Origin of the sequence: Streptomyces sp. NPDC002619, assembly GCF_042889305.1 — a bacterium.
Lineage (GTDB): Bacteria > Actinomycetota > Actinomycetes > Streptomycetales > Streptomycetaceae > Streptomyces.
In genome coordinates this window covers 1-26,212 of record NZ_JBIAQV010000007.1, presented here as the reverse complement: position 1 = coordinate 26,212, position 26,212 = coordinate 1, and the positions used below count along the sequence as shown (strand labels likewise).

At 71.4% G+C, this 26,212-nt stretch carries 21 protein-coding genes and 2 pseudogenes; 7 read left to right on the top strand and 16 right to left on the bottom strand.

The annotated features are described in order from the left end of the window. Window positions 1-135 precede the first annotated feature (135 nt). Complete coding sequence (locus ACFYXB_RS14390) at window positions 136-837, top strand: FCD domain-containing protein (protein WP_351358511.1); 702 nt, start codon at window positions 136-138, stop codon at window positions 835-837. 127 nt (window positions 838-964) lie between these two features. Here the strand turns inward: ACFYXB_RS14390 and ACFYXB_RS14385 are convergent, their stop codons facing one another. The 3 genes from ACFYXB_RS14385 to ACFYXB_RS14375 form a co-directional block, all read right to left on the bottom strand. Continuing rightward, window positions 965-3,985, bottom strand: a complete 3,021-nt coding sequence (locus ACFYXB_RS14385) for an alpha-mannosidase (RefSeq protein WP_389581594.1) — start codon at window positions 3,983-3,985, stop codon at window positions 965-967. A 31-nt stretch (window positions 3,986-4,016) separates the two neighbouring features. Continuing rightward, a complete protein-coding gene (locus ACFYXB_RS14380; protein ID WP_389581592.1) occupies window positions 4,017-4,538 on the bottom strand; it encodes a hypothetical protein in 522 nt (173 codons plus the stop codon). A gap of 99 nt (window positions 4,539-4,637) precedes the next feature. After that, window positions 4,638-5,885 (bottom strand): glycosyl hydrolase, encoded by a 1,248-nt coding sequence (locus tag ACFYXB_RS14375; RefSeq protein WP_389581590.1) that lies wholly within the window; start codon window positions 5,883-5,885, stop codon window positions 4,638-4,640. 126 nt (window positions 5,886-6,011) lie between these two features. On the opposite strand from ACFYXB_RS14375, the pseudogene ACFYXB_RS14370 reads away from it, so the two are divergent. After that, window positions 6,012-6,352: pseudogene (locus tag ACFYXB_RS14370) on the top strand (substrate-binding domain-containing protein); the annotation flags it as partial. 359 nt (window positions 6,353-6,711) lie between these two features. Beyond that, window positions 6,712-8,055: an amidase gene (locus ACFYXB_RS14365; protein WP_389581587.1), complete on the top strand. Its 1,344-nt coding sequence runs from the start codon at window positions 6,712-6,714 to the stop codon at window positions 8,053-8,055. Between the two features lie 180 nt (window positions 8,056-8,235). Here ACFYXB_RS14365 and ACFYXB_RS14360 read toward each other — a convergent pair whose 3' ends face one another. Beyond that, on the bottom strand, window positions 8,236-8,727 hold the full coding sequence (locus ACFYXB_RS14360) for a GNAT family N-acetyltransferase (RefSeq protein ID WP_389581584.1): 492 nt from the start codon (window positions 8,725-8,727) through the stop codon (window positions 8,236-8,238). A gap of 57 nt (window positions 8,728-8,784) precedes the next feature. Beyond that, window positions 8,785-8,958 (bottom strand): hypothetical protein, encoded by a 174-nt coding sequence (locus ACFYXB_RS14355; protein WP_351358526.1) that lies wholly within the window; start codon window positions 8,956-8,958, stop codon window positions 8,785-8,787. Window positions 8,959-9,418: 460 nt separating this feature from the next. Here ACFYXB_RS14355 and ACFYXB_RS14350 point away from each other — a divergent pair, with 460 nt between their 5' ends. Beyond that, window positions 9,419-9,814 (top strand): hypothetical protein, encoded by a 396-nt coding sequence (locus tag ACFYXB_RS14350; RefSeq protein WP_389581581.1) that lies wholly within the window; start codon window positions 9,419-9,421, stop codon window positions 9,812-9,814. Between the two features lie 25 nt (window positions 9,815-9,839). Then, window positions 9,840-10,718 (top strand): SDR family oxidoreductase, encoded by an 879-nt coding sequence (locus ACFYXB_RS14345; RefSeq protein ID WP_389581578.1) that lies wholly within the window; start codon window positions 9,840-9,842, stop codon window positions 10,716-10,718. Between the two features lie 86 nt (window positions 10,719-10,804). On the opposite strand, the gene ACFYXB_RS14340 is transcribed toward ACFYXB_RS14345, so the two are convergent. The 6 genes from ACFYXB_RS14340 to ACFYXB_RS14315 all read right to left on the bottom strand — a co-directional run bounded on the left by ACFYXB_RS14340 (window position 10,805) and on the right by ACFYXB_RS14315 (window position 19,601). After that, window positions 10,805-12,289: an SDR family NAD(P)-dependent oxidoreductase gene (locus ACFYXB_RS14340; RefSeq protein ID WP_389581576.1), complete on the bottom strand. Its 1,485-nt coding sequence runs from the start codon at window positions 12,287-12,289 to the stop codon at window positions 10,805-10,807. A gap of 148 nt (window positions 12,290-12,437) precedes the next feature. Further along, window positions 12,438-13,781, bottom strand: coding sequence for a wax ester/triacylglycerol synthase family O-acyltransferase (locus ACFYXB_RS14335; protein WP_389581573.1), 1,344 nt, complete (start codon window positions 13,779-13,781; stop codon window positions 12,438-12,440). 146 nt (window positions 13,782-13,927) lie between these two features. Further along, the gene (locus tag ACFYXB_RS14330; protein ID WP_389581570.1) at window positions 13,928-16,249 is read right to left on the bottom strand and encodes a GH92 family glycosyl hydrolase; all 2,322 of its coding nucleotides are present in this window, start codon (window positions 16,247-16,249) and stop codon (window positions 13,928-13,930) included. Between the two features lie 121 nt (window positions 16,250-16,370). Continuing rightward, the gene (gene glgC, locus ACFYXB_RS14325; RefSeq protein WP_351358542.1) at window positions 16,371-17,591 is read right to left on the bottom strand and encodes a glucose-1-phosphate adenylyltransferase; all 1,221 of its coding nucleotides are present in this window, start codon (window positions 17,589-17,591) and stop codon (window positions 16,371-16,373) included. A 53-nt stretch (window positions 17,592-17,644) separates the two neighbouring features. Next, complete coding sequence (gene glgA / locus ACFYXB_RS14320; RefSeq protein ID WP_389581567.1) at window positions 17,645-18,796, bottom strand: glycogen synthase; 1,152 nt, start codon at window positions 18,794-18,796, stop codon at window positions 17,645-17,647. 37 nt (window positions 18,797-18,833) lie between these two features. After that, window positions 18,834-19,601, bottom strand: coding sequence for a (2Fe-2S)-binding protein (locus ACFYXB_RS14315; protein WP_389582089.1), 768 nt, complete (start codon window positions 19,599-19,601; stop codon window positions 18,834-18,836). Window positions 19,602-19,811: 210 nt separating this feature from the next. Between ACFYXB_RS14315 and ACFYXB_RS14310 the strand changes: the two genes are divergently transcribed. Then, the gene (locus ACFYXB_RS14310; RefSeq protein ID WP_389581564.1) at window positions 19,812-20,900 is read left to right on the top strand and encodes a DMT family transporter; all 1,089 of its coding nucleotides are present in this window, start codon (window positions 19,812-19,814) and stop codon (window positions 20,898-20,900) included. On the opposite strand, the gene ACFYXB_RS14305 is transcribed toward ACFYXB_RS14310, so the two are convergent. Beyond that, window positions 20,890-22,086: a transglycosylase family protein gene (locus tag ACFYXB_RS14305; RefSeq protein WP_389581562.1), complete on the bottom strand. Its 1,197-nt coding sequence runs from the start codon at window positions 22,084-22,086 to the stop codon at window positions 20,890-20,892. The two genes, ACFYXB_RS14310 and ACFYXB_RS14305, sit on opposite strands and share 11 nt — an antisense overlap. Window positions 22,087-22,381: 295 nt before the next feature. Between ACFYXB_RS14305 and gndA the strand changes: the two genes are divergently transcribed. Beyond that, window positions 22,382-23,821, top strand: a complete 1,440-nt coding sequence (gene gndA, locus ACFYXB_RS14300) for an NADP-dependent phosphogluconate dehydrogenase (protein ID WP_389581560.1) — start codon at window positions 22,382-22,384, stop codon at window positions 23,819-23,821. A gap of 456 nt (window positions 23,822-24,277) precedes the next feature. Here gndA and ACFYXB_RS14295 read toward each other — a convergent pair whose 3' ends face one another. From ACFYXB_RS14295 to ACFYXB_RS14280, 4 genes and pseudogenes are all read right to left on the bottom strand, one after another. Then, window positions 24,278-24,913: an aspartate/glutamate racemase family protein gene (locus tag ACFYXB_RS14295; protein ID WP_389581557.1), complete on the bottom strand. Its 636-nt coding sequence runs from the start codon at window positions 24,911-24,913 to the stop codon at window positions 24,278-24,280. Next, entirely contained in the window at window positions 24,913-25,257 is a 345-nt protein-coding gene (locus ACFYXB_RS14290) for a GNAT family N-acetyltransferase (RefSeq protein WP_389581555.1), read from the bottom strand. Before ACFYXB_RS14290 ends, ACFYXB_RS14295 begins: the two co-directional genes overlap by 1 nt. 29 nt (window positions 25,258-25,286) lie before the next feature. Beyond that, complete coding sequence (panD, locus tag ACFYXB_RS14285) at window positions 25,287-25,706, bottom strand: aspartate 1-decarboxylase (protein WP_389581552.1); 420 nt, start codon at window positions 25,704-25,706, stop codon at window positions 25,287-25,289. 178 nt (window positions 25,707-25,884) lie between these two features. Further along, window positions 25,885-26,114: pseudogene (locus tag ACFYXB_RS14280) on the bottom strand (hypothetical protein); the annotation flags it as partial. Window positions 26,115-26,212 lie beyond the last annotated feature (98 nt).

Here is a 26,212-nt window from a genome sequence, read left to right as displayed (position 1 = left end):
GCAGATGGCCGCATATTTATCAGACCACTTGACGCTCACAACACCCCTGTGAGGCGGATTTCCCGGAGAATCGGCCGTAGTGGTCCGACCACATCGGTGATTAGACTGCGGCGCATCGGTGACAGGAGGAGTGGCGTGGACGAGACAGCCCCGCAGAAGGGCACCGTGACGCAGCGCGCCATCGAGCGGATCAAGGCGATGATCGCCGAGGGCCGCCTCGAACCGGGCCAGCGACTGCCCACCGAGCGCGACCTCGCGGCCCAACTGAGCATGTCCCGCAGCTCGATGCGGGAGGCGATCCGCGCGCTGACGGTCATGGGGGTGCTGGAGGCCCGGCACGGATCCGGCATCTACGTCACGGCACTGGAGGCGGGCGACCTGCTGGAGACCTTCGGGGTGGTCGCCGACCTGTCACGCGGCCCGCGCCTGGTGGAACTCCTCGAGGTGCGCCGGGTCCTGGAGTCGACGGCGACCGCGCTGGCCGCCGCACGGATCACCCCGGACCAGCTGGCCGAGGTCGAGAAACACCTCACGGCGATGAACGCGACGGACGACCCCGAGCAGATCCTCGCCCACGATCTGGCCTTCCACCGGGAGATCGCGGCAGCCGCGGGCAACGACACCATGGCGGCCATCCTGGAGGGCCTGTCCTCCCGCACGTTCCGCGCCCGTGTCTGGCGCGGCTACCAGGAGGAGGGCGCCTTCACCCGCACCCGCCGCGAACACGCAGCCATCCACCGCGCGTTGGCTGCCCGCGACCCGGAGGCGGCACGTGCGGCGGCAGCCGCGCACGTCGGCGAGGTGGAGGAGTGGCTGCGGGCGCAACTCGGCGGATAGCCGACCGCTCGACCGTACGCCGGCGACGAAGCGGGCCGCGGTCCCTGCCGGAACCGCGGCCCGTCCTCGCTGCCGAACCCACCGTTCGGCGCGGTGTGTCGCTACGCCCACCGGCGCAGCCTCAGCATCACGCCCTCCGCAGCCTCAAGGTCACGAGCTCGAACGGCCGCAGCCGCACCCTGATCCGTCCGCCGTCGCGCTCCGGCGCCGCCGTCTGCTCCAGCGGGCGCTCCAGCAGGTCGGTCACCGTCACGTCCGCGACCTCGAAGCCCGCCGTCAGCGTGGCGCGGGTGCGTCCGCCGTGGGCTTCGTGGAAGCGGACGACGACGTCACCGCTGCCGTCGTCGGCCAGCTTCACCGCTGTGACCACGACCGCGTCCTGGTCCACCGTCACCAGCGGGGCGACCTCGTCGGCGCCGGTCAGCCGACGCGGCGGCAGGTTGATCCGCCAGCCCTCCCGGACCGCGTCCCCGATGTCCGCGCCGGGGACGAGAGCGTGCCGGAAGCGGTGGATGCCCTGGTCCGTCTCGGGGTCGGGGAAGCGCGGGGCGCGCAGCAGCGACACCCGAACCGTGGTGGTCGTACCGAGGTCGCCGTCGGTGCGGACGGTACGGGTCACGTCGTGCCCGTACGTCGAGTCGTTGACGACGGCGACGCCGAAGCCCGGCTCCGCCACGTGCACGAAGCGGTGGTTGCAGGCCTCGAACTTGGCGGCCTCCCAGGAGGTGTTGGTGTGCGTGGGGCGGTGGAAGTGCCCGAACTGGGTCTCGGACGCGTACCGTTCGGCGTGCACGTCGAGTGGGAAGGCCAGCTTGAGGAACTTCTCCGTCTCGTGCCAGTCGACCTCCGTGTCGAGGACCAGCCGGCGCTCCCCCGGCGTCAGCGACAGCACCTGGGTGACACGGGAGTCGCCGAAGGACCGTACGATCCGCACCGACGCACCGTCCTCACCGGGGGTCACCTCGTCGGCGTCGGTGAGGTCCATGACCGTGTTGCGGTAGAAGGCGTCCACGTCCCACGCGTCCCACATGTTCGGGAAGTCCGGGTGGAGTTGGAGCAGGTTCGCGGCCTTGCCGGGGGCGATCGTCTCGCGGTCGGCGGCGATGTCGTACGCCGAGACGACGAGTCCGGCGGCGTCGATCTGGATGCGCAGCAGGCCGTTGTCCAGGACGTGTCCGCCACCCGGGCGCGGCGTGAGTGACGTCTCGCCGACCGTCTCGGGTGTTCCGGCGCTGCCCGCGGCGACGCCGTCGCGGGCGTGCGGGGCCGAGTTGAACACCAGCTCGGTCGTGCCCTCGCCGGCCAGAGCCCGCTGGGCGGCGTCGATGATCGCCTCCAGCTCGGCGGCGATCCGGTCGTACGTCGCCCGTGCCTCGCGGTGCACCCAGGCGATGGAGGAGCCCGGCAGGATGTCGTGGAACTGGTGCAGCAGGACCGTCTTCCAGATGCGGTCCAACTCCTCGTAGGGGTACGGGAATCCGGTCCGCACGGCAGCCGTGGCCGCCCACAGTTCTGCCTCGCGCAGGAGGTGTTCGCTGCGGCGGTTGCCCTGCTTGGTCTTGGCCTGGCTGGTGAGGGTGGCGCGGTGGAGTTCGAGGTAGAGCTCGCCCACCCAGACGGGCGGGTGGGTGTATTCGGCCTCGGCCTTCTCGAAGAACTTCTGCGGGGTCTCCCAGACGACGGTGGCGGAGCCTTCGAGGTCTCGCAGCCGGGCCGCCTTGGCGATCATCTCCCTGGTCGTGCCACCGCCCCCGTCGCCCCAGCCGGAGGGGGCGAGGGAGCGGCGGGCGTTGCCCTTGTCCTTGAAGTTGCGGGCGGCGTGGGCCAGTTCGCTGCCGCGCATGGAGCAGTTGTAGGTGTCGACGGGCGGGAAGTGCGTGAAGATCCGGGTGCCGTCGATCCCTTCCCACTGGAAGGTGTGGTGCGGGAACTTGTTCGTCCGGGACCAGGAGATCTTCTGGGTGAGCAGCCACTTGGAGCCGGCCGCCTTGATGATCTGCGGGAGTCCGGCAGCGAAGCCGAAGGTGTCCGGCAGCCAGGCCTCCTCGTTCTCGATGCCGAACTCGTCGAGGAAGAACCGCTTGCCGTGCACGAACTGACGGGCCATCGCCTCCGAGCCCGGCATGTTGGTGTCCGACTCGACCCACATGCCGCCGGCGGGCACGAACCGCCCCTCTGCCACGGCCTTCTTCACCCGCGCCCACACCTCGGGCCGGTGCTCCTTCACCCACGCCCACTGCTGGGCCTGGGACATGGCGAAGACGAAGTCGGGCTCGTCCTCGATGAGGGCGGTCATGTTGGAGGTCGTGCGGGCGACCTTGCGCACGGTCTCGCGCAGCGGCCACAGCCACGCCGAGTCGATGTGCGCGTGCCCGACGGCGCTGATCCGATGCGCGGAGGGCACGGCGGGTGCGGCCAGGACCTCGGTGAGCTGAGAACGGGCCCGCGTCGCAGTCCCGTTGACGTCCTGCAGGTCGACCGCGTCCAGCGCCCGGTCCACCGCGCGCAGGATCTCCCAGCGGCGCGGCGAGTCCGCGGGCAGCTCGGCCATCAGCTCGCCGAGCACCTCCAGGTCGATCACCAGCTGCCACACGGTCTCGTCGAGAACGGCGAGGTCCATGCGGGCCAGCGTGTACTGGGGTGCGCTGCCCGCGGTCTCCTTGTCACCGAGCTGAGTGGGCACGAAGGGGTGGTACCCGAGGATGACGGGGTTGGATGCGGCCTCGATGTGCAGCCGTACCTCCTCGCCGCCCTCGACGGGTGCGCCGATCCGCACCCATTGGTTGCGCGGGTTGAGGCCCTTCACCGGGGTGCCGTCGGGCCGGTAGACCAGGCCCTCGCACTGGAAGCCGGGCATGTTCTCGTCGAAGCCGAGGTCGAGGAGCGCCTCGACGGTCTTCCCGGCCCAGGCCTCGGGGACGGTTCCGGTGACCCGGAACCAGCTGGTGCCCCAGGGAGCACCCCATCGGGCTCCCACCTCGATCGGTTCGGGCTCGGCGGCGAGCCCCTCCTCGACCGGAACGGGTTCGCCGGGCGCGTGCCACACCGCGACCTGCAGGGGCACGGACTCGGGGTAAACGGCGGGGCGGATCCGCTCGTCGAGGACTCGCTTGAGACGGCCTTCGACCAGGCTGCGGTCGTCATGCATGCGGGGTGCTCCATTGCTGGGTCGCGGGTGGTTACCAGGTGTGCGTGACGGTCATGGGGGCCGACGCGAGGTAGAGCTCCCCTACGGCACGCACTTCGAACCGTGCGGTCCGCTTGCCCTGCTCCGGCTGGAGACCGGGGACGAAGTACGCCCGCTGCGCGGTGCCGCCCAAAAAGCGCCGGGTTCCGTCGGGCAGGACGCGGTGGAGTTCGCGGTGGCGCACGTCCCCGACGGCGGCGTCCCAAGCAAAGCGCAGGTCGCCTCCGGTGGCGGCGGTGATCCGTACGTTGCCGGGGGCGGCCGTGGTCGTACTGCCGTCGTGGACGGCGGGTCCGCCGAGCCCCCAGCGCACGGGGCCGGTGGTGGCGGTGAGCCGGACGCCGATCGCGTGGACGGTGCCGGACAGCCCGGTCAGCCGTACGGCCGTGGTCTGCCAGCCGTTCACAGCGGCACGGCCCCTCCTGCTGACCGAGTTCAAGGGCAGACAGGTGTACGGCGGTGTCGCACCGGCGCCGCTCGGCTCGGCGGTGGCGACAGCGAGCTCGACGTTCACACTCCCAGCGTCGGTCCGATGCGTCAGCTCGACAACCGTGTCGGCCGTGATCGGCAGCCGGGTCGTTCGGGGCGTGCGGCTGATCAGGCTTCACTCTGCTCAGTCCAAAGGAACGGTGGGGAGTACCTGGTCGGGAGTGACCACTTCAGTGATGCCGCGCGCGGCAAGGTGTTCCATATCGTCCGCGCATGTGTCGAGGACGGCCGTAGGGCGGACCCCGTCGGCGACGAGCCGGAAGTAGGCGTCGAAGACGGGGCCGCCTGGGGCGCAGCGGAAGCGGACGGCCGGGTCGGCGGGTACGACGAGGGCCGTGCCGCGCGTGGCGGGGGCCGTATGGCGCGCGCGGGCGGTGTCCGCCAGCACGCGCGCGAAATCCTTGGGGCGCCGGTCGTTGGTCAACAGGCCCAGACCGTATTCGAGTTCGGGGAAGTCAGCGAGGTCGCGCGAGACGTCGTGGGAGCACCACCAGGTGATGCCCCACAGGTCGGGGCACTCCAGGGCGTGGGTGACGGTCGCCTCGGTGAAGGCGGCCGCGTGCTCGGGCGGGATCAGGGGTGCGGGGGCGCCGACCTCTTGCAGCCAGACCGGGCGGTGGGGTTCGCCGGCCCAGGCTTTGCTCAGTTCGACGAGGTATGCGGCATGGTGCTCGCTCGGCACGGAGCTACGGCCGTGGCGCTGGGCGGTGCCGTTGAAGACCCAGGAGTGCACGGCGGTGAGGTCACCGAGGCGGGCCGAGTGCTCGGGGGTGAAGGGCTGGTCGTCCTGGTACCAGGCGGCGTCGTACGAGGCGTGCAGGTGCAGCCGTCCGGGGGCGCCCTCGGCGCAGGCGGCGAGCAGCCGGGTGAGCCACGCCTCGGCCTGGTCGGGGGTGATGCGGTCGGGGTCGGGGTGGGGTCCGGCGGCGAACTGGTTGACCTCGTTGCCGACCGTCATCCCGATGAAGTTGGGCCGGTCGGCGAGCGCGGCGGCGAGGGTGCGCAGATACGTCGCCTCGCCCTCGACGACGTCCGGGTCGGCGAAGATGTTGCGCCGGTGCCAGGTCTGCGTCCAGGCGGGCAGGAAGTCGAAGCTGCTCAAGTGCCCCTGCAGGCCGTCCACGTTGACATCGAGACCGCGTTCTGCCGCCGCGTCGGCGAGTGCGACGAGCTGTTCGACGGCACGCGGGCGGATCAGGGTGCGGTTGGGCTGGAAGTACGGCCACAGCGGGAAGACCCGGACGTGGTCGAGGCCCAGTGCGGCGATCGAGTCGAGGTCGGCGCGTACGGAGTCCAGGTCGAAGTCGAGCCAGTGATGGAACCACCCGTGGCTCGGGGTGTAGTTGACGCCGAAGCGCACGGCAGAAGGCATGGAGTTCCTGGTTCTGTAGTGCGCACGTGGGGTGCGCGTGCGGGTGCCGGGAATTCAGCCCTTGACGGCGCCTTCGCCGACGCCGCGGAAGAAGTACCGCTGGAGGCAGGCGAAGAGTACCCGCACAGCGAGGCGGCGGCCGTCACGCGCCGGGTGCTGCAGGGCGCCGCTCCCCCGACCGCCCTGATCTATGACAACGACGTGATGGCCGTGGCCGGCGTGGCCGCCGCGTCCGAACTCGGCTCGCCGTCCCGGCCGACCTGTCGGTGGTGGCCTGGGAGGACTCGGCGCTGTGCCGCATCGTCAAACCGTGGCTGTCGGCGCTGTCGAGGGACAGATTGGAGTTCGGCTCGACGGCGGCACGCAAACTCCTGGCCCTGCTGGACGGCGGCCCCGCACGGACCGTACGGGTGCCGGTGCCGCGGCTGATCGAGCGGGACAGCATGGGAGCGGCCCGGGCCGACTGACCCCGCTGAATTCAGCCGCGGCGCCCTGGGTCACTGGGCGGCGAGGTGCCAGACGGCCGGGGTGCGCTGGTCCGGCGGTTACTGGACAAGCCGGCCGTCGTCGGTGACGCTCAGACGTGCCGGGGCCTGGCAACATGGCTCTGTAGTAGGCGAGTTGGGCCATAGGTCGGATGACCTGCCAGTTGGGCGAGCGGCGGAGACGGCCGCCCGGTGAAAAGTCCAACAGCGGCGGACCGATTGTCCAAGCGGCCTGCGACCTCTCGACGCGGGGCGTGGAAGGGGGCACAGTTCTCCTACGCACCTGAGCTACCGGCGAGTACACGCCCGCCGCACCACCCCGTCCCCTCCTAGGAGCGCCCGTGACCAGTTGGGTCGGTCGGACCGCCGCCGAGATCGCCGCCGCCGTACGCGAGAAGCGGGCCACACCTCGGGAGGTGGTGGCCGAGCACCTCGCCCGGATCGAGCGGCTCGACGGCCGGATCGGCGCGTTCCGCACGGTGCGCGCGGAGGCGGCGCTCGCGGAGGCCGACGAGGTGGCGGCGCGCGCGGACCTGGCCGATCTCCCCCTCGCGGGTGTGCCCCTCGCCGTCAAGGACAACCTGGCGGTGCGCGGTGAGGCGAACCGGAGCGGCTCGGCCGCGACGCCGGACACGCCCGCCACCGAGGACCATGTCACCGTGGCCCGGCTGCGGGCGGCGGGCGCGGTGGTCGTGGGGCTGACGAACGTGCCCGAACTGTGTGTCTTCGGTACGACGGACGGCGTCCACGGCACCGCCCGCAATCCCTGGGACACCTCGCGCACGGCGGGCGGTTCGTCGGGCGGCAGCGCGGCGGCGGTGGCGGCCGGCCTGGTGCCGATCGCGCTCGGCAACGACGGCATGGGCTCGCTGCGCATTCCGGCCGCCAACTGCGGGCTGGTCACGCTGAAGCCGGGCCACGGGGTGGTGCCGGCGGGCATCGGCAACGGCGACTGGTTCGGCATGGCCGAGAACGGGGTGCTGGCCACCACGGTCGAGGATCTGCGGCTCGCGCTGTCCCTCCTCGCGGACACGGAGCTCGTCCGCCGGGACGAGCCGGCCCCGCTGCGGATCGCGGTGTCGCTGCGCAGTCCGCTCGCAGGGGTCACCGTCACCAAGCCGTATACGACCGCGGTCCGGGAGGCGGCCGGGCTGCTGGCCGGAGCCGGTCACGAGGTGCGGCGCGCCGAACCGCCGTATCCCTTGTCGCTGAGCCTCACCTCGCTCAAGCACTGGACGGCGGGCACGGCGATGGACGCGGAGGGCCTGGACTCGGCGCGGCTGACCCGCCGGACCCGGGTGCACGCGGCGATCGGCCGCCGATTCCTCCACTCGGTCCGCACCGGAAGCCGGCGCGACGTGCTCCGGACCCGCCTGACCCTCTTCTTCACCGAGCACGACATCCTGCTCACCCCGGCCCTCGCCCGCCGTTCTCCCAAGGCCGGCCCCTGGCACGAGCGCGGCTGGCTGCGCAACATCCTGGCGAACACGAACTACTCGCCCATGACACCGCCCTGGAACCTCACGGGCTGGCCGGCGATGTCCGTCCCCTTCGGCACCCTCCCGTCGGGCGCCCCCTGCGCCGTACAGCTCGCCGCTCGGCCGGGTGCCGAATCGGCCCTGCTGAGCCTGGCGGAACAGCTGGAGTCGCTACACCCGTGGCAGCGCGCGGCACCGCTCGACTGACGGCTAGGGCCTGTTGCGAAAGTCCCGCCTGCCCGGCGACGCCATGCACGCACTCTCGCCGCACCGAGCACAGACCCAAGTACGTCCAGTACGAAGGCCTGCACCCGGCACGCCGAGAGCACGCACCTGACGCCGCCGGGCCCGCCCTTCGGACGGACGACGGGACTTTCGCAACAGGCCCTAGCCCTGGTCGAGCGCCCGGTACATGACGTGCAGCCCCACCGGACCGTGCCGGGGATGGTCGAAGGCGGCCGGGATCGTCGTGAGGATCGTGAAGCCGAGCGATTGCCAGAGCGTGACCGCCGGATTGGTCTCGACCACCGCGTTGAAGACCATCGCCCGGTAGCCCTGGGCCCTCGCCTCGGTGAGGACGTGTTCGGCGAGGGCGCGGCCGATGCCGCGGCCGCTCTGGTCGGGGTCGACCATGAAGCCCGCGCCCGCGACGTGCGCGGCGGGACCCCCGTAGTTGGGGGTGAGGTAGGCGGAGCCGACCACCGCGCCGGTGGCGTCCTCGGCCACGTAGACCCGCTTGGCCGGGCTCATCCACAGCTCGCGGGCCGCTTCCCGGGAGGTGTCCGGGTCCCAGGCGTAGGTCTCGGCGGCAGCGACGATCCGATGCCAGAAAGGCCAGATCCGCGTCCAGTCCTCGGCCACGGCTTCTCTGATCAGCATGGGCGTGAGTCTCGCACGCCCATGCGTCAGGCGAACGCGACGGGACTGACCGGCCGGTCAGTCCACACTGGGCAGGATATGGGGTTCGGCGAGGTCGTCCTCGTAGCCCGCTAGGCGGATCGGGGCGGACCGGGCCCACACGTCCAGGCTGCCGAGCTGTCCGGGCCGGCGGCCCGCGCCCTCCTTGCGTTCCTTGGGGGCCTGATCGCGCTTCGTCTTCTCCGGTGTCACCGCGCACTCCTTATGTGTCGGGTCACCCACGGGGCATACCAGGACAGCCTGCAGTCCGGCGCCGGACGCCCGCTCGGGTCTGGATGGAAGGCCAGTTCGGACGCGGTGGCGCCGGTTCTCTCGAGAGCAAGCCGTTGTGCACCGGCGAGCCCCGGGACGGACCGTGGGTGTGGGTGGGACCCGTAGAGCTGTCCGTCACCCCCAAGATTAACCAAATGAGCGGGGGTCCGCTCGATCGGGAGTGCAAACAAGCGGTAACTTTCCCGAGTCTCTCTGTACTTCATCAACCCCAGTCTGAACCCGTTTGTTACCTGATGCGCTGTTTGGATGCACCCATTTGGCCCACATGGCCGAACACATGGGCCCCGGCGCTGCGCAATTCAAGTCCCGTTGGCCGAGTCGCAAGCTCTCCATGATCTGCTGACATAAGACAACGGCTGTCTCGCGGGAGGACTGACGCATGGAGCTGCGCAGCGTCGAGGAGCTGATGGACCTGCTGTACACCTGCGGCCACGAGCACGCGCTGCGCACCGCCGCGCTGCTGCGCCGCAGCCGTCCCGCCGACAAGGAACTCCAGGTGGCCGGGCTGGTGCGCGGCATCGGGGAGCTGCTGGGCCCCGGCGACGAGGCCGACCGCGCCCGGCACGCGGCCGAGGCCGTACGGCCGCTGCTCGGCGAGCGCGTCCACCGTCTGATACGGCACCGGGGACCCGCGACCGACGACGATCTCCTGCGGCTGCGCCAGGCGACCGAGGAGGGCCGGTTCACCGGCTTCGACGCCGGGGTCCTGGAGGACTGGCGCACGGTCCTGGAACTGGTGGCGGCACGCAACTCCCGCCTGGGGGCTGTCGACTGACGGTCCGTCATGAGACGGTACGGCGATGACGTCGTCGTATGCACTCGCGGGCAGGGCAGCCGTCGTCACGGGCGGCACGCGCGGGATCGGGCTCGCCGTCGCGCGGGCACTCGCCGCGGCCGGAGCGCTGGTGTGCGTCACGGCGCGGGACGCTGCCGACGTACGGCGCACGGCCGCGGAACTCGGCGGCATCGGGCTGGCCGGGAGCGTGGCCGACCCCGGTCATCCGCACGACGTGACCCAGTTGGTGCTCCGGGAGTTCGGGCGGATCGACGTCGTGGTCAACAACGCGGCGACGAACCAGCCGTACGGACCGCTGATGGAGGCCGACCCGCAGGCCTGGCGGGAGGCGTTCGCGGTCAATGTGGAGGCACCGCTGCGGCTGGTGCAGTGTGCCTGGCGGGCCTGGATGCGGGAGCACGGCGGCTCGGTGGTCAACGTCTGCACCGAGGGCGCCACGCATGTGGGGCCCGGCGTCGGCGCGTACGGCACCAGCAAGGCCGCCCTCCTCCACCTCACCCGGCAGCTCGCCGGTGAACTGGCGCCCGGGGTGCGGGTCAACTCGGTCTCCCCCGGACTCGTGCGCACCGAGATGGCCCGCTTCGTCTGGGAGCCGGACGAGGAGGAAGTGGCGGCAGGGCTGCCGCTCGGGCGGATCGGGGAGCCGGAGGACGTGGCACGGGCCGTGCTGTGGCTGGCCTCCGACGCGGCGGAGTGGGTGACCGGCGCCGATCTGCTGGTGGACGGCGGGACACGGGTGCGGGCCGCGTCCGGCGCGGCGGCGTACGCGGTGCACGAGCGGTTGCGCCGGGTGCCCGAGGTCGAGTCGGCTACGCGGATGCCCCCGGAGGGCGACAGGCCCAAGGGTGGACCTGTATGGAGTCGAACCACGAAGAACGCGTGACCTGCGCACCGGGCACCGGCGCTCGGCTCCCACGGTAGGTGCGCGCCCGGCGGACGGACCAGCGATTTACCGCCCGCCGGCCCCTGTCACCACTTCCCGGGCGCGTAGTCCTTCATGAACACGCCGTACAGGTCCTCGCCCTCCTCGCCGCGCACGATCGGGTCGTACACGCGGGCGGCGCCGTCGACCAGGTCGAGGGGGGCGTGGAAGCCGGCCTCGGCGAGGCGGACCTTGTCGGGGTGCGGGCGCTCGTCGGTGATCCAGCCGGTGTCGACGGCCGTCATCAGGATGCGGTCCTTCTCGAACATCTCCTGGGCGCTGGTGCGCGTGAGCATGTTCAGGGCGGCCTTGGCCATATTGGTGTGCGGGTGACCTGCGCCCTTGTAGCCCCGGTTGAAGACGCCCTCCATGGCGGAGACGTTGACGATGTAGGTGCGGCGGGCCAGGGAAGCGGCCATCGCCGTGCGCAGCCGGCTGATCAGGATGAACGGCGCCGTCGAGTTGCACAGCTGGACCTCGAGCAGCTCGACCGGCGTGACGTCCTCCACCGCCTGGATCCAGCTGTTGGTGTCGTGCAGGTCGGGGACGAGGCCGCCCGCGTCGATCGCCGTACCGGCCGCGATCCGCTCCAGGGACGCCGAGCCGGAGACCAGCGCGAGGTCGGTGACGTCCTGCGCGGTGAGCGCGCCGCCGCCGGCCACCGGGAGCGCGGCGACCGCGCCGGAGCCGAAGGTGCCGATCACCTCGGCGGCGGGCAGCTCACCGGCGGGCAGGGGCGCCGACTCGGCGGCGACCAGTTCGCTGTAGGCCTGCGGAGACCGTCGTACGGTCTGCGCCGCGTTGTTGATCAGGATGTCGAGCGGGCCCTCGGCGGCGACCGAGTCGGCCAGGGCCAGGACCTGGGCGGGGTCGCGCAGGTCGATGCCGACGATCTTCAGCCGGTGGATCCAGTCGGCACTGTCGGGCTGGGCCTTGAAGCGGCGGATCGCGTCGTTCGGGAAGCGGGTGGTGATCGTGGTGTGGGCGCCGTCGCGCAGCAGCCGCAGCGCGATGTACATGCCGATCTTGGCGCGGCCGCCGGTGAGCAGCGCGCGCTTGCCGGTCAGGTCGGCGCGGGCGTCGCGGCGGGCCCGGTTCTCGGCGGCGCAGTTCTGGCAGAGCTGGTGGTAGAAGTAGTCGACCTCGACGTAGCGCTGCTTGCAGATGTAGCAGGAGCGCGGGCGCTGGAGTATGCCCGCGATCTGGCCCTCGTCGGTCGCCGAGGAGGGCAGGATGCCCTCGGTCTCGTCGTCGATGCGCTCCGCGGAGCCGGTCGCGGTGGCCTCGGTGACCGACTTGTCGTGCGCGGTCTTCGCGGCGCGGCGCTCCTGGCGGCGGCGCTGCTTGACCGTGCGGTAGATGTGCGAGGTGGCCCGGCGCACCTTGATCGCGTCGGGGTGGTCCACGTCGATCTTGTCCAGTTCCTCGAGCACGGCGAGGCACACGGCCAGGCGCTCGGGGTCGATGCCGGGACGGTACGACTCGCCGACCGCCTCTTCGATGGCCGTGGGGCCGTCCTCTGTCACCGTCATCGCGCTGCCGTTTCCCTGGTCACCCGCGGGGCGCGCCGCTCGCGCCCGCTGTCCGAACGGGGAATTTTACGGAGCGCGGGGCCGCACGCCAAACCGCCCGGATGGCCCCGAGGCACCCGGGAGGCGAACGGCCGTGCAAGGAACGCGCTCAGGGCTCGCAGGCCGTGAGCAACGTCTCCACCTCGTCGGTCACCGCGCGGGCGAGCACGTCGAGATCCGGCACCGCCCGTGCGTCGGCGACGAGGCCGTAGTGGACCCTGCCGCGATACGTCGAGATGGCGACCGCAAGGGACTGACCGGGCGCGAGCGGGGCGAAGGGGTAGACCTCGGCGAGCGGGTGCCCGCCGAGCCTGAGCCCGAGGCCGGGCAGCGGCACGCTGGTGACCAGGATGTCGAACCAGAGCCGGGCGGCCTGGCCCACCAGCGGTCCGCCGAGCCGGTGTCCGAGCGCGGGCACATGGTCCGCGAGCAGGGCGACGGCACCGGCGCCCCGGTTGGGCCCGGCGTCCTTTCTGCGGCCCATCGCCGTACGGACCGCGTCGAGGCGGCGCAGCGGGTCGGGGTCGCCGACGGGAAGCCGTATCAGGTAGCCGGAGAGCCGGTTGCCCTGTGGGTGGGCGGTGCGCGGGCGGCGCCTGGAGACGGGGATCAGGGCGCGGGGTGCGACGCCTTCGCTGCCGTCGCCGCGCTCGTCGAGCCAGCGGCGCAGGGCGCCCGCGACGACCGCGATGAGGACGTCGTTGACGGTGCCGCCGACGGCCTTGCGGACCTTGTGCACGTCGTCGATGTCGAGGACGACCCCGGCGGTGCGGCGGGTGCCGCTGGACTCGGAGGTCAGGGCCGAGGAGGAGGAGACGCCCAGGGTGGACAGGGCGACGGAGGCGCCGATGTCGAGGGCCCGGCCGACGTCCGACAGGGCGCCCCTGATCAGTCCGGGCAGCTTGCGCACGTCGGGCAGGAGGCCGCGGGGCGGTTCGACGGGGCGCGGGCCGCGCTCGGGCACGTCTACCGGGTCCAGGACGCCGGCGGCGAGCTTCAGGGCCCGCAGACCGTCTGCCAGCGCGTGGTGGAACTTGAACAGCACGGCGAAGGAGACGCCGTCCTCGCCGGGCAGCACATGCGCCTCCCACGGCGGCCGGCCGCGCTCCAGGGGGCGCTCCATGAGCCGGCCGGCGACGGCCTGGAAGTCGTCGGTCGGCGCGTGCAGCCGTACGTGGTTCATGGGGTCGAAGTCCGGGTCGGGTTCCCGGGTGGCGCCGCCGAAGGCGAGCGGGAGCGACAGCGGGGAGCCGAGCGGCTGCCACACGTCGCGGATGCGCATGCGCAGTCCCGGTACGGCGGCGGCGCGGGCGGCGAGGAGGTCGGCGGCGTGGGCACCGGCGGTGGGCGAGTGCGCGGAGAAGACACCGAGCGCGCCTAGGTGCATCGGGTGCCGGTCGGACTCGATGTGCCAGAACGCCAGGTCGAGGGGAGCGAGCAGGTCAGAAGTCAATGGCTTGCCTCGCTTCGGCGGTGGGTGAGGCGCACAGTCAACCCGTGCAACGCGATTACGGTCAAGTACGATCAGGCTACGCTCAGTTAACTCCAGATTAAGTCCCGCCTCTCCGACAAGGGGCGGGACTCATGAGGCGTCTGAGGTCACTTCAGTACCGGTGGCGCCGCTTGGGGTGACGTACCCCACTCCGACGGGCGCGGGCCGACCGTGAAGTCGAGCGAGCGCAGGGAGCGCAGCGCACCGGTCGTCAGATACGTGCGGTTGTACGGCACTCCGTCGGCGCGGGCCGACTGGACGTAGCGGTCGGCGGCCGAGGTGCCCGGGGCAGTGACCGTCAGTCCGCCGCTCGGCCAGTGAGCGGGGTCCAGGGTGAGGTCGACCCGGCCGAAGACCGGTGTGGACAGGCCCCAGGTGCCGTATCCGGGCTGGACGGGGAAGAGCCCGATGGACGACAGGACGTTCCAGGCGGACATCGTGCCCATGTCGTCGTTGCCGGTCATGCCGGTCGGCGAGTCCGTGAACAGGGTCAGCGCCGCGTGCACCACGTCGGTGGTCTTCCAGGGCTGACCGGTCGACAGATAGGTGTACGGGGCGATGAGGTCGGGCTCGTTCTGCGGGTTGTACGTGGCCGCGTCGTAGTACGCGTACGCGTTGCCGTGCATCCATGCCTGACGCGCCGTTCCTGCCGGGTCGGCCAGCAGCTTGTGGTAGGCGAAGAACGCGTCGAGCCGGTCGTTGGCGGCCCGTTCGCCGCCGATCAGGTCGACCAGGCCGGGCAGGTCCTGCGGCACGAGCCACTGGTACTGCCAGGCCGTGCCCTCGTGGAAGCCCACGCTCTGCGCGGGGTCGGCCGGTCCGGTGAAGGCGCCGGCGGCGTCCCGGGCGCGGAAGAAGCCGGTCGAGCGGTCGAAGACGTTGCGGTAGTTGCGGGAGCGGGCGGCGTACCGGTCGGCGTCCGCAGTGTGGCCGAGGGCGCGGGCCATCTGCGCGAGCATCGCGTCGGACAGGGCGTACTCCAGGGTCACCGAGCCGCCCTGGTGGTAGTCGGAGTCGCCGAGCTTGGTCTGCCGGCGGCCCTTGACGTAGGGCGCCCAGCCCCGGGCGATGTACTCGGCGTTGGCCTCCCGGCCCGCCATCGGCACGTCGGCCGGCGGGACGCCGTCGGCGTTCTGGCGCAGCACCCGGTACGCCCGCTCCTCGTATCCCTTCAGCAGACCGCTGTGGTAGGCGGTGGTGAGGAACGGGGTGACCGGGTCGCCGGTCATGATGTTCGTCTCGACCGTGCCGTAGCCCCACTTGGGCAGCCAGCCGCCCTCCTCGCCGACCCGGACGACCGAGACCGCCATGTCACGGGCCTCGCGGGGCGCGAGCAGCGCGAGGAGCTGGCACTGGGTGCGGTAGGTGTCCCACAGGGACCAGTTCTGGTAGTAGGTGAAGCCGTCGGCGTGATGGACGCGCAGGTCCCAGCCGGTGTAGCGGCCGTCGGCGTCGCTGCCGACGTTGGGCGCGAGGAACGAGCGGTACAGCGACGAGTAGAACGTCCGGCGCAGGCTCGCGTCTCCGCCTTGGACGCGGACGTCGTCGAGGCGCTCCTCCCAGGCCCGGCGGGCCGCCTCGCGGACGGCGTCGAAGGAACGGCCGCCCTCCGCCCGCAGGTTGACCTCGGCGCCCCGCGCGTCGACGTACGACAGGGCGGTGGTCGCGGTGACCGTGCGATCGTGGGTGGTGTCGAAGCGGACGTAGGCGCCGCCGGGCCCGGTCCGCGAACCGGGGGTGACGGTCTTGCCGTCCCAGGTGCCGTACGCGGTGAAGGGCCGGTCGAAGCGGGTGACCGTGTACACCGTGTACGGCAGTGTGTCGCGGCAGAAACCGCGGCCGGTGATCTCGGTGCGTACGGTCCGGTCGTCGAGGATCTCGGCCTTGCCGCTGACCGCCTTGTGCAGCGACTGGGCCGCGTTCAGCAGGACGTTGGCCCGGTCGGTGGCGGGAAAGGTGTAGCGCTGGACGCCGGTGCGCGCGGTGGCCGTCAGCTCGGCATCGATCCCGGAGGACAGGCCCACCCGGTAGTAGCCGGGGCTCGCCTGCTCGTCCTCGTGACGGAAGGCGGCCGCGTACCGTGCGTTGTCCGTCTGCGTGACCTTGCCCGTGGTCGGCAGGACGGGCAGGTCGCCGCCGATCCGGCAGCCGACGCCCGAGAGGTGGACCAGGGAGAAGCCGCGGATACGGCTGTGCGCGTAGTCGTATCCGGTCTTGTGCCCGGTGTCCGGCGAGAACTGCACCATGCCGAAGGGCACGGCCGCGCCGGGGAAGGTGTTGCCCTCGTTCTGGGTGCCGATGAACGGGTTGACCAGGTCGGTGAGGTGACCGTCGGTCGGCTCGGCGGACGGTGCGGCCGGGGCGGCCAGCAGCGTGGCTGCTGCGAGTACCCCGGCCAGGCACAGCCGCGGACGACGGGTCCATCTCATCTCGGATGACCTCCGGAGCTCGACGTATGTGTCTGCATCCTGAGGTCAGGAGGGCGTGCAGCCCGGTAACCGGCGGGTTCGTGCGGTTCGCGTCGCGCGCGGGATCAGGAGACCAGCCGGATCAGGAGACCAACTGGCCCTTCCCCAGCGCGATCACCCCGCCCTTGGAGACCGTGTACAGCTCGGCGTCCCGCTCCGGGTTCACGCCTATCGTCGCGCCGGGCGGCACCTCGACGTTCTTGTCGAGGACCGCGCCGCGCACCACCGCGCCCCGGCCGATGTGGACGTTGTCGTGCAGCACCGATCCCTGCACGACGGCTCCCGGATCGACCACGACACCCGGGGACAGGACGGACCGCGTGACCTGGCCGCGGATCAGACAGCCGGCGCTGATGATGGACTCGCTCGCCATGCCGCCGGCGTTGAAGCGGGCCGGCGACAGCTGGTACGAGTGCGTGTAGATGGGCCAGCTGCGGTTGTAGAGGTTGAACGCGGGCCGCTCGGCGATCAGGTCCATATGGGCGTCGTAGTACGCGTCGAGGGTGCCCACGTCCCGCCAGTAGCCCTGGTCGCGGGTGGTCTCACCAGGGACGTGGTTGTCGCTGAAGTCGTACAGCTGGGCCTCGCCGCGGCCGGTGAGCTGGGGCAGGATCGAGCCGCCCATGTCGTGCACCGAGGACTCGTCCTCGGCGTCCCGCTGGAGCGCCTCGATCAGGACCTTGGTGGTGAAGATGTAGTTGCCCATGGAGGCGAACACGCACTCCGGGGCGTCCGCCAGTCCCGGCGGGTCCGCGGGCTTCTCCAGGAAGCGCTCGACGGTCTGCCCGTCCGAGCCGGGGGTGATGACGCCGAACGAGGAGGACTCGGTGCGCGGGACGCGTATCCCGGCGACCGTGACGCCGGCGCCGCCCTCGATGTGCTGGTTGAGCATCTGCCGCGGGTCCATGCGGTAGACGTGGTCGGCGCCGAACACCGCGACGTACTCGGGCTGTTCGTCGTAGATCAGATTGAGGGACTGGAGGATCGCGTCGGCGCTGCCCAGGTACCAGCGCGGGCCGAGCCGCTGCTGGGCCGGGACCGGGGTGATGTAGTTGCCGAGCAGGCTGGACATCCGCCAGGTGGTGGTGATGTGCCGGTCCAGCGAGTGCGACTTGTACTGCGTCAGCACGCAGATGCGCAGCACGTCGGCGTTGACGAGGTTGGAGAGGACGAAGTCGACGAGACGGTACGTGCCTCCGAAGGTGACCGCCGGCTTGGCCCGGTCCGCGGTCAGCGGCATCAGCCGCTTCCCCTCGCCGCCCGCCAGCACGATGCCGAGAACCGAAGGACCACCACGACGCATGGCCGCTCCCCTCAACCTGGTTGTGCCCCATGGATGCCCCCGTGCGGCACGGGCTAAGCCTGCTTGAGGATCTCCTCGTACAGCCGGACCGTACGACGGCCGACCGCGTCCCAGCCGAACTCGCCCACCGCGCGCTCCCGTCCGGCCTCGCCCATCAGCCGGGCCGCCGCCGGGTCGCCCAGCACGGAGTCCAGCGCCCGCGCGAGGGAAGACTCGAAGTCGTCGTCCAGGGCGACCAGCAGGCCCGTCTCGCCGTCCTCGACGACCTCGGGGATACCGCCGACGCGGGAGGCGACCACGGGCGTGCCGCAGGCCATCGCCTCCAGGTTGACGATGCCGAGCGGTTCGTACACCGACGGGCAGACGAACACGGAGGCGTGCGTGAGGAGTTGGATGACGTCCGGGCGCGGCAGCATCTGCGGGATCCAGTGCACGCCCTCGCGGACCCGGCTGAGCTCCTGGAACAGGTCGCGAAACTCCCGGTCGATCTCGGCGGTGTCGGGGGCACCGGCGCACAGCACGACCTGGGCCGCCGGGTCGATGTCCCGTACGGCGCGCAGCAGATGGGGCACGCCCTTCTGCCGGGTGATGCGGCCGACGAACAGGACGTAGGGGCGGCCCGGGTCCACGCCGAGGCGGTCGAGGACGTCGGTGCCGGGGTCCGGCCGGTAGAGGGTGGTGTCGATGCCGTTGTGCACGACGTGGACCCTGGCCGGGTCGAGGGCCGGGTAGCAGCCGAGGATGTCCTCGCGCATGGCCCCGGACACGGCGATCACCGCGTCGGCGGCCTCGATCGCGGTGCGCTCGGACCAGCCGGACAGGGCGTATCCGCCGCCGAGTTGCTCGGCCTTCCAGGGGCGCAGCGGCTCCAGCGAGTGGGCGGTCATCACGTGCGGGACGCCGTACAGGAGCTTGGCGAGGTGGCCGGCGAGGCCCGCGTACCACGTGTGGGAGTGGACGAGTTCGCGGCCTTCGAGGGCGGCGGCGATGGAGAGGTCCACGGAGAAGGTGCGCAGCGCGTCGTTGGCGGAGTCGAGAGCGGACCAGGGGCGGTGGCGCACGACGCCGACCCCGCGTCCCTCGCCCCAGCAGTGCACCTCGAGGTCGACGAGGGACGTCAACTCCCGGGCGAGGAACTCGACATGGACACCCGCACCGCCGTACACGTCCGGGGGGTACTCCCGGCTCAGCAGTCCCACTCGCACCTGCTACCCCCTGGTCTTCGCGCCGGTCCCCACATGGTCACCCACACGGGGCGCGCGGGGAAGAGCGTGGGAGCCGTGTGAAGCAACAGTCTCCGCAGACTCCCCCGCCGGGGACGCGGTAGTAGAGGCAGCAGCTGCGGCGCCGGAAGGCGGTGCCGGTGAAGGTTCCGGTGGTGCTCAGCAGCGGGTGGGTGAACAACTCGTCGGTGAGGGAGCGGGCCCGGTGCGCCACGTCGGTACGGCCGCTGCCGCGCGCCCAGCGGACGAGTTCGCGGGCGGCGCCGGCCAGTGCCGAGCCCGCGTTGCCCCACAGCAGGCCGGTCGCGACGCCGTATCGAGCGTGCAAGGTGTCGCACAGGGGTTCGAGGTGGGTGTGCAGGACGGTGTCCGCGAGCGTGGCCGCGTCGCCGGGCCGCGGGCGGACCTCCGTCAGCCACAGGTCGTCGGGGGCGACGGCGGATGCGTCCCAGTGCAGCAGGCAGGGGTCGAGGTCGGGGACGCGGCCATAGAGGGCGGCGCAGCCGAGGGCCACCGACCACAGACGGGCCGCGAGCGCCTGCTGGGCGACGGAAGCGGCAACCCGCGGCTCGGACACCCGGAGACGCTCCCCAACCACCTCAATACGGAAAGTCATGGATTTTCGGTAAACATCCGACTTGGGGTTTTCGTAGATTTCCGCGAACGCCGGCAGCGGCCCGGCGGGCGGTCCGCCCCGGGCTCCGGTCGTCCGTAGGACGAAGAAGCCACCGAGCGGGCGGAGCGCGGCGAGATCCGGGTCGAGGTTCACGATCGGGAGTAGTACCAGAAACTCTTGAGACTCCCTCAAGCGGGACTCCACCCTGTGTCGCCCACCCTGGGGATGACGGGGCGATGGACGTACTCCATCGGCAGTAGGACCCATTGCCTGCTCTGGTACGACGACGGGAAGAGCCCGGGAGGGCAGAGTGTTGGCTATGAAAGCCGACCGTACGCCGCGACGGGCCCAGCGCCCCCGCCTCACGCAGAGGAGCAGCTCATGAATGCCCTCGCGTTGTCCGTGGTGCTGTCGTTCGTCTCCGCCGTCGCGTACGCGGGCGGGGCGATCGTGCAGGAGCGGGTCGCGGTGACCTCCCCCGACGAGCAGTACGCGCCGCTGCGCCGGCCGAGCTGGTGGGCGGCCGTGGCTCTGAACGGTCTCGGCGGACTGCTGCACGTGGCGGCGCTGGCCTACGGCCCCCTCAGTCTGGTGCAGCCGCTGGGTGCCCTGACCATCGTGTTCGCACTCCCCATGGCAGCCCTGTTCGTCGGCCGCAAGGCCGGCACGACGGCCTGGCGAGGCGCGATCATGGCGACCGTGGGCCTCGCGGGCCTGCTGTCCCTGGTCGGCGCCTCCGACGGCCACTCGCTCGCCGGTGCCCAGCGCGTGGGCGTGGCGCTGGTCACCGGTGGCGCCGTCGTGGCGCTGATGATCGCGGGCCGCGCGGCGCACCGGCATCCGGCCGTGCGCAGCATGCTGCTCGCCACCGCGTCCGGCATCGCCTTCGGCATGTCGTCGGTGTTCACCAAGACCGTCGCCGTCGACTGGACCGGCGGCGTTTCCGCCGGTGACCTGCCGTCCCTGGCCGTGATCGGCGTCTTCGCCGTGGGCGGTGTGCTCCTGTCGCAGGCCTCGTACCGCGGCGCCGGTCTGGCCGCGCCGCTGGCCACGCTGACGGTGGTGAACCCGGTGCTGGCGGCAGCCGTCGGCATCACGATGTTCGGCGAGACCTTCCGCTACGGCAGCACCGGTACCGCGCTCGCCCTGAGCTGCGGTGTGGTGGCGGCGGGCGGACTGATTCTGCTGACGACGGAGCGGATCGAGCACACCGCGCCCACCGTGGAGCCGCTGCCCGAGAGCGGATCGGCCCCGGCGCTGGAGGCGGCCTCGGCTGTCGCCGATGACCCGTTCGTCTCCGTCCCCCAGCAGCGGGTCGCCGTGGAATCGGAGGACGGAGCAGAAGGAGGAGAAGGGGGAGGAGAGATCATGGACACGTACCCGCTCGCCGCCTCGTACTCGCCGTTCTACACCGGAATCTACGTGCCGCTGCCGATCGTCGACCAGCACCGTTCGAGGGTCAGAACCTGACCCCGCCGGCCCGGAGATAGGCGACCGGGTCGACGTCCGTGCCGAAACCGGGCCCCGTCCGCACCTCGAAGTGCAGATGCGGGCCCGTGGCGTTTCCGGTGGACCCGGAGCGGCCGATCCGCTGACCGGTGGAGACCGACTGCCCGGCCTTCACGGAGATCGCCGAGAGGTGGGCGTACTGGGTGTAGCGGCCGTCGGCGTGCCGGATCACGACCTGGTAGCCGTACGAGCCGCCCCAGCCGGCGTCGACGACATGCCCGGCCCCGACCGCCTTCACGGAGGTGCCGGTGGGCACGGGGAAGTCGACGCCCGTGTGGTAACCCTTCGACCAGTGGGCGCCCGCCTGGTGGTACGGCGTGCCCATGGATGCGTTGACGGGGGCGACGAGGGAGTGGGTGTGGTCGCCGGCGGAGGAGGCGTGGGTGCCGGCGGAGGAGGCTTTCTTCGTGTCCTTCTTGGTGTCCCGCTTCTCTGAGGGCGCCTTCTTCGTCGGCCGCTTGGACGTGGTGTGCCGGTCGGTCGCCGGTGCGGAGCCGGCACGCAGGTCGAGCCGCTGGCCGGGCAGGATCAGGTCGGGGTCGGAGCCGATCGTCGCGCGGTTGGCCGAGTACAGCCGGTGCCAGCCGCCCCGGACGTGTCGCTCCTCGGCGATGCCGGAGAGCGTGTCGCCGTGCACGACCGTGTACATCTCCGCCCGGCCCGCCCGCGACTGGGGCGTGGTCTGCGGCTGTACGTCCCGTACAGAACTCTTGGCGGGCCGGGTCGCGGTGCTCTCGGTGCGGATGCCGGGACTGTCGCCGCCGTCTCCGCCCCGGGTGAGGCCCGCCTGTACCGAGCACGCCGGCCAGGCGCCGGGCCCCTGGCCGTCGAGTACTTTCTCCGCCACCGCGATCTGCTGGTCGCGGGTGGCCAGATCCGCGCGCGGGGCGTACTTCGCGCCGCCGTAGGCCTCCCAGGTGGACCGGGTGAACTGGAGCCCGCCGTAATAGCCGTTGCCGGTGTTGATGCTCCAGTCGCCGCTCGACTCGCAGGCGGCGACCTTGTTCCAGGTGGCCGCGTCGGCCGCGTGGGCGGTTCCGGCTCCGATCAGCGGGATCGCGAGGCCCGCGCCGCCCGCCGTGACGGTGAGCGAGGCGCGGTTGATCCTGTTCGGCTGATACCGGCGGTGCCGGCCGCGTACGGCCATGGAAAGCCCCCTCGACATGCGTCAGGAGGGGCAAAAGTAAGTGCCGCGAACTGGCCATGACAAGACGGCAATCGGTCGTGTCGGCCGACAAGTGACCCGGATTCCGCCCCAGTTGGATTACGGCTGAGGCGGACGGGGTTGTCCTTGCGTATGTGCCTGCGGAGCCCTCCGGCGGCCGGGGACAACCCGGACATGCGGTCGGACTACCGGCACGTCAGGATGGTCGGGGGGCAATACTGGCGGGCAGGACCGGCACCACTGATTTCAGGATCCTCAGTCCTTAGGAGCCAACCGAATGAGCACTTCAGCCCAGATCGGCGTCACGGGTCTCGCGGTCATGGGCCGCAATCTCGCCCGGAACTTCGCGCGCAACGGCTACACGGTCGCGCTGCACAACCGGACGGCGTCGCGGACGCACGCGCTGGTGGAGGACTTCGGGAACGAGGGGGACTTCATTCCGGCGGAGACCGCCAAGGAGTTCGTGGCGGCGCTGGAACGGCCTCGCCGTCTGGTCATCATGGTCAAGGCCGGTGAGCCGACGGACGCGGTGATCCAGGAGTTCGCCCCGCTCCTGGAGCCCGGCGACATGATCATCGACGGCGGCAACGCGCACTTCGCCGACACCCGGCGGCGCGAGCGGGACCTGCGTGAGCAGGGCATCCACTTCGTCGGCACGGGCATCTCCGGCGGCGAGGAGGGCGCACTGCACGGGCCGAGCATCATGCCGGGCGGCTCGAAGGAGTCGTACGACTCCCTCGGTCCCATGCTGGCGAAGATCTCCGCGAAGGCCACGGACGGGGCGCCGTGCGTGACGCACGTCGGTCCCGACGGTGCCGGGCACTTCGTGAAGATGGTGCACAACGGCATCGAGTACGCCGACATGCAGCTGATCGGCGAGGCGTACCAGCTGCTGCGGGACGTGGCCGGATACTCCCCCACGCAGATCGCCGACATCTTCCGCACCTGGAACACGGGCCGTCTCGACTCCTACCTGATCGAGATCACGGCCGAGGTGCTGTCCCACGTGGACGCGGCGACGGGCAAGCCGTTCGTGGACGTGGTCGTGGACCAGGCGGAGCAGAAGGGCACGGGCCGCTGGACGGTCCAGATCGCCCTCGACCTGGGCGTGCCGGTGTCGGGCATCGCGGAGGCGGTCTTCGCCCGTTCCCTGTCCGGCCACGCAGCACTGCGGGAGGCATCCCGCGGGCTGGTCGGCCCGAAGCCCACTCCCCTGTCCGAGGCGGAGGCGGCGGCCTTCGCGGACAAGGTGGAGCAGGCGCTGTACGCGTCGAAGATCGTGTCGTACACGCAGGGCTTCCACGAGATCGCGGCGGGCGGCGAGGAGTACGGCTGGGACATCGACCACGGCGCCATCGCCGCGATCTGGCGCGCGGGCTGCATCATCCGGGCGGCGTTCCTGGACCGGATCCGCGCCGCGTACGACGCCCGGCCCGACCTGCCGAGCCTGCTGTCCGACGAGACGTTCGCGCAGGAGATCGCGGCGGCGCAGGACGACTGGCGCGAGGTGCTGGTCGCGGCGACGCGTCAGGGCGTGGCAACGCCGGGCTTCGCGGCGGCGCTGGCGTACTACGACGCGTTGCGTGCGGAGCGGTTGCCTGCGGCGCTCACGCAGGGGCAGCGGGACTTCTTCGGGGCGCACACGTATCGGAGGGTGGACCGGGACGGGGCGTTCCACACGTTGTGGGGTGGGGACCGGTCGGAGGTAACTGCGTAGTGTTCCGGGGACCGGTGGGGCGCGCCTCATAGCTCGGGTGGTGCGGTTGTGTGGCGGATGCGGGTGGGCTGTGGCTGTGGCTGTGGCTGGTCGAGCCCACACGACGGAGCCGCATGTCGATACGGCCCCGTGCCCCTTGGGGCGCGTCGGTGTCGGGTAGGTGGTGGAGTAGTAATAGTCCTGAGGCGATGTCGCGCGACTGGCCGGAGGACGTCATGACGAATCCGCTTCCCGACCCCATGCGGCCCGGGCCTACGCCCGGTCCGGACCCTCAGCACCCGGAGCCGTACCCGAACCCGGTCCCCCCTCCGGAACCGTCCCCGGCTCCCATCCCGACTCCGCCGCCGGACCCGTTCCCCCACCCGGGCCCGCCGCCCCCGGAGCCTGCCCCGTCCCCGATCCCGCCTGGCCCTGAGCCGGTTCCGAGCCCGGAGCCGGGACCGCCCCTGACCTGACTCATCCGACCTGGTCCGCAGCCCCCGCCCCTGCGGTCAGGCCGGGGCGCGGGCTGGAGAGCACCGGCACCGTGGTGGACGTCAGTCGCTGGGCCGGGGTCATCGAGGCCTGGGCCAGGATGATCGCGTCGGCGTCGGTGACCGTGTCGGCGGCGGCGGCGATCCGGCGTGCGTAGGCTTCGCCGTCCCCCGCCTGGAAATGCTCCCAAGCGCCCTCGACGAGCACCGTGCGGACGATCACCGCGCGCCCAGCACGGCGGGCCTCCTCCTCCACCAGGGCCACCGTCGGGCCGAAGGTGCTCTCTACCGTGGCGAGGACGACGACACGCGGGCCCGCGGCGATCGCGGCGGCGGCCATCGGGCGGTCGACGCGCAGCACCGGCACTCCCACCTCGGCCGACTCGGCGACCGCGCCGATGGTCGAGCAGGTGCAGAGCACGGCCCGCGCGCCCTGGGCGACGGCCTCGCCCAGTATGGCCCGGACATCCTCCGTCACCGCCTCCGGCCCCTCCCGGCCGGCGCGCTCCAGCAGCTCCTCGTCGACGAAGTGCCGTAGTTCCAGACCGGGATGGTCCTCGTCGCGGAGGGCGTCGAAGACGGGGACGTGCGTCTGGGAGGTGTGGAGGAGGGCGAGCATCAGAACCGCCCGGGATGCGCCGCCAGCCACCTCTTCGCCGCGCCCAGCAGCTCGGGGTCGGCGGCCGGGGCCTCTTCAGGATGGCGTTCGGCCCACTTCACGACGTAGGAGCACAGCGGGGCCACCAGGACGCCCTCGCGTGCGGAGATGGTGTACAGCTCACGGGCCAGGGAGCCCGCGATGCCCTTCCCCTCGTGGGCCGGTTCCACGAGCGTGTGGACGGGGACCAGAGCGCGCCCGGGGGCTTCGAGGACGAAGTACTCGATGTGACCTACGACTTCGCCGTCGGCGACGGCCTCCAGGCGGCCCGCCGCCCGGTCGTCGCGGATCTCGATGTCGGTCATGGGCACGCTCCTGGTGATCCGTCCGTCGGTCAGGCCGTTACGGCCTGCGGGCTGCGCTCCTGGTCCGAGCCCGGCACCGGCTCGGACGGGTCGGCGCCGAGGGCCACGATCCGGTTGTCGTGGTCGACGTGCACGACCCTGGGTTCCAGCGTCCGCGCCTCGGTGTCGGTCACCTGAGCGTAGCTGATGATGATCACCAGGTCGCCGGGGTGGACGAGATGGGCGGCGGCCCCGTTGATCCCGACGACACCGGAGCCGCGCTCGCCTTCGATGACGTACGTCTCCAGCCGGGCGCCGTTGGTGATGTCGACAATGTGAACGAGCTCACCGGGCAGCAGATCGGCGGCGTCGAGCAGCTCGGCGTCGATGGTCACCGATCCCACGTAGTGCAGGTCGGCCTGGGTGACGGTGGCTCGGTGGATCTTGGACTTGAATACTGTACGAAACACGGAGAAACTCCCGGTTTGTCTGCTCCCTGCCTGCCTGTGCAGGTCAAGGGCGTTGTCCGGAGACTACATGGACTCGCACGTCCAGTCAGCTGTCGCCGGGTGTTTGAGGACTCACACTGACCTGTTGCTGAGCATTCTGACGCCGTGCCAGCCGCACGAACACGCGCGTCACGGGATCATCTACAGGAGCCTTGCCCATACGCATCCCGGCTGCGTCGTGGTGGCGCGGGTGGTGGTGGCGCCTACGCTGACCAGGGACATGCCCGTCTTCACCTGGCGGGCGCCTCGGCGATCACGCCTACCAGCAGTGCGGTGAAGACAGCAGCGTCCCTCCACTCCCGGAAGCGGCCGTAGACCGTCGGCCAATCCAGCCTCACGCGGGAAGCGCACCGCCTGCCCACGATCGCGGACCTAGTGCCGCATCAGACAACCTTCGCCCTGTTGTGACGCGCCCGCCCTGGTGATCGCCGGCTCGGTGCCGGTCCGTCAAGCTATGCGGGTGGCAG

What these genes read in the sequence shown, in the direction of transcription:
- ACFYXB_RS14310 (WP_389581564.1), top strand. Translation starts at nt 19,812, where the DNA reads ATGAATGCCCTCGCGTTGTCCGTGGTGCTGTCGTTCGTCTCCGCCGTC.
- ACFYXB_RS14330 (WP_389581570.1), bottom strand. Translation starts at nt 16,249, where the DNA reads ATGAGATGGACCCGTCGTCCGCGGCTGTGCCTGGCCGGGGTACTCGCA.
- ACFYXB_RS14350 (WP_389581581.1), top strand. Translation starts at nt 9,419, where the DNA reads ATGGAGCTGCGCAGCGTCGAGGAGCTGATGGACCTGCTGTACACCTGC.
- ACFYXB_RS14290 (WP_389581555.1), bottom strand. Translation starts at nt 25,257, where the DNA reads ATGACCGACATCGAGATCCGCGACGACCGGGCGGCGGGCCGCCTGGAG.
- ACFYXB_RS14295 (WP_389581557.1), bottom strand. Translation starts at nt 24,913, where the DNA reads ATGCTCGCCCTCCTCCACACCTCCCAGACGCACGTCCCCGTCTTCGAC.
- glgC (WP_351358542.1), bottom strand. Translation starts at nt 17,591, where the DNA reads ATGCGTCGTGGTGGTCCTTCGGTTCTCGGCATCGTGCTGGCGGGCGGC.
- ACFYXB_RS14345 (WP_389581578.1), top strand. Translation starts at nt 9,840, where the DNA reads ATGACGTCGTCGTATGCACTCGCGGGCAGGGCAGCCGTCGTCACGGGC.
- ACFYXB_RS14340 (WP_389581576.1), bottom strand. Translation starts at nt 12,289, where the DNA reads ATGACGGTGACAGAGGACGGCCCCACGGCCATCGAAGAGGCGGTCGGC.
- ACFYXB_RS14375 (WP_389581590.1), bottom strand. Translation starts at nt 5,885, where the DNA reads ATGCCTTCTGCCGTGCGCTTCGGCGTCAACTACACCCCGAGCCACGGG.
- ACFYXB_RS14360 (WP_389581584.1), bottom strand. Translation starts at nt 8,727, where the DNA reads ATGCTGATCAGAGAAGCCGTGGCCGAGGACTGGACGCGGATCTGGCCT.
- gndA (WP_389581560.1), top strand. Translation starts at nt 22,382, where the DNA reads ATGAGCACTTCAGCCCAGATCGGCGTCACGGGTCTCGCGGTCATGGGC.
- ACFYXB_RS14305 (WP_389581562.1), bottom strand. Translation starts at nt 22,086, where the DNA reads ATGGCCGTACGCGGCCGGCACCGCCGGTATCAGCCGAACAGGATCAAC.
- ACFYXB_RS14385 (WP_389581594.1), bottom strand. Translation starts at nt 3,985, where the DNA reads ATGCATGACGACCGCAGCCTGGTCGAAGGCCGTCTCAAGCGAGTCCTC.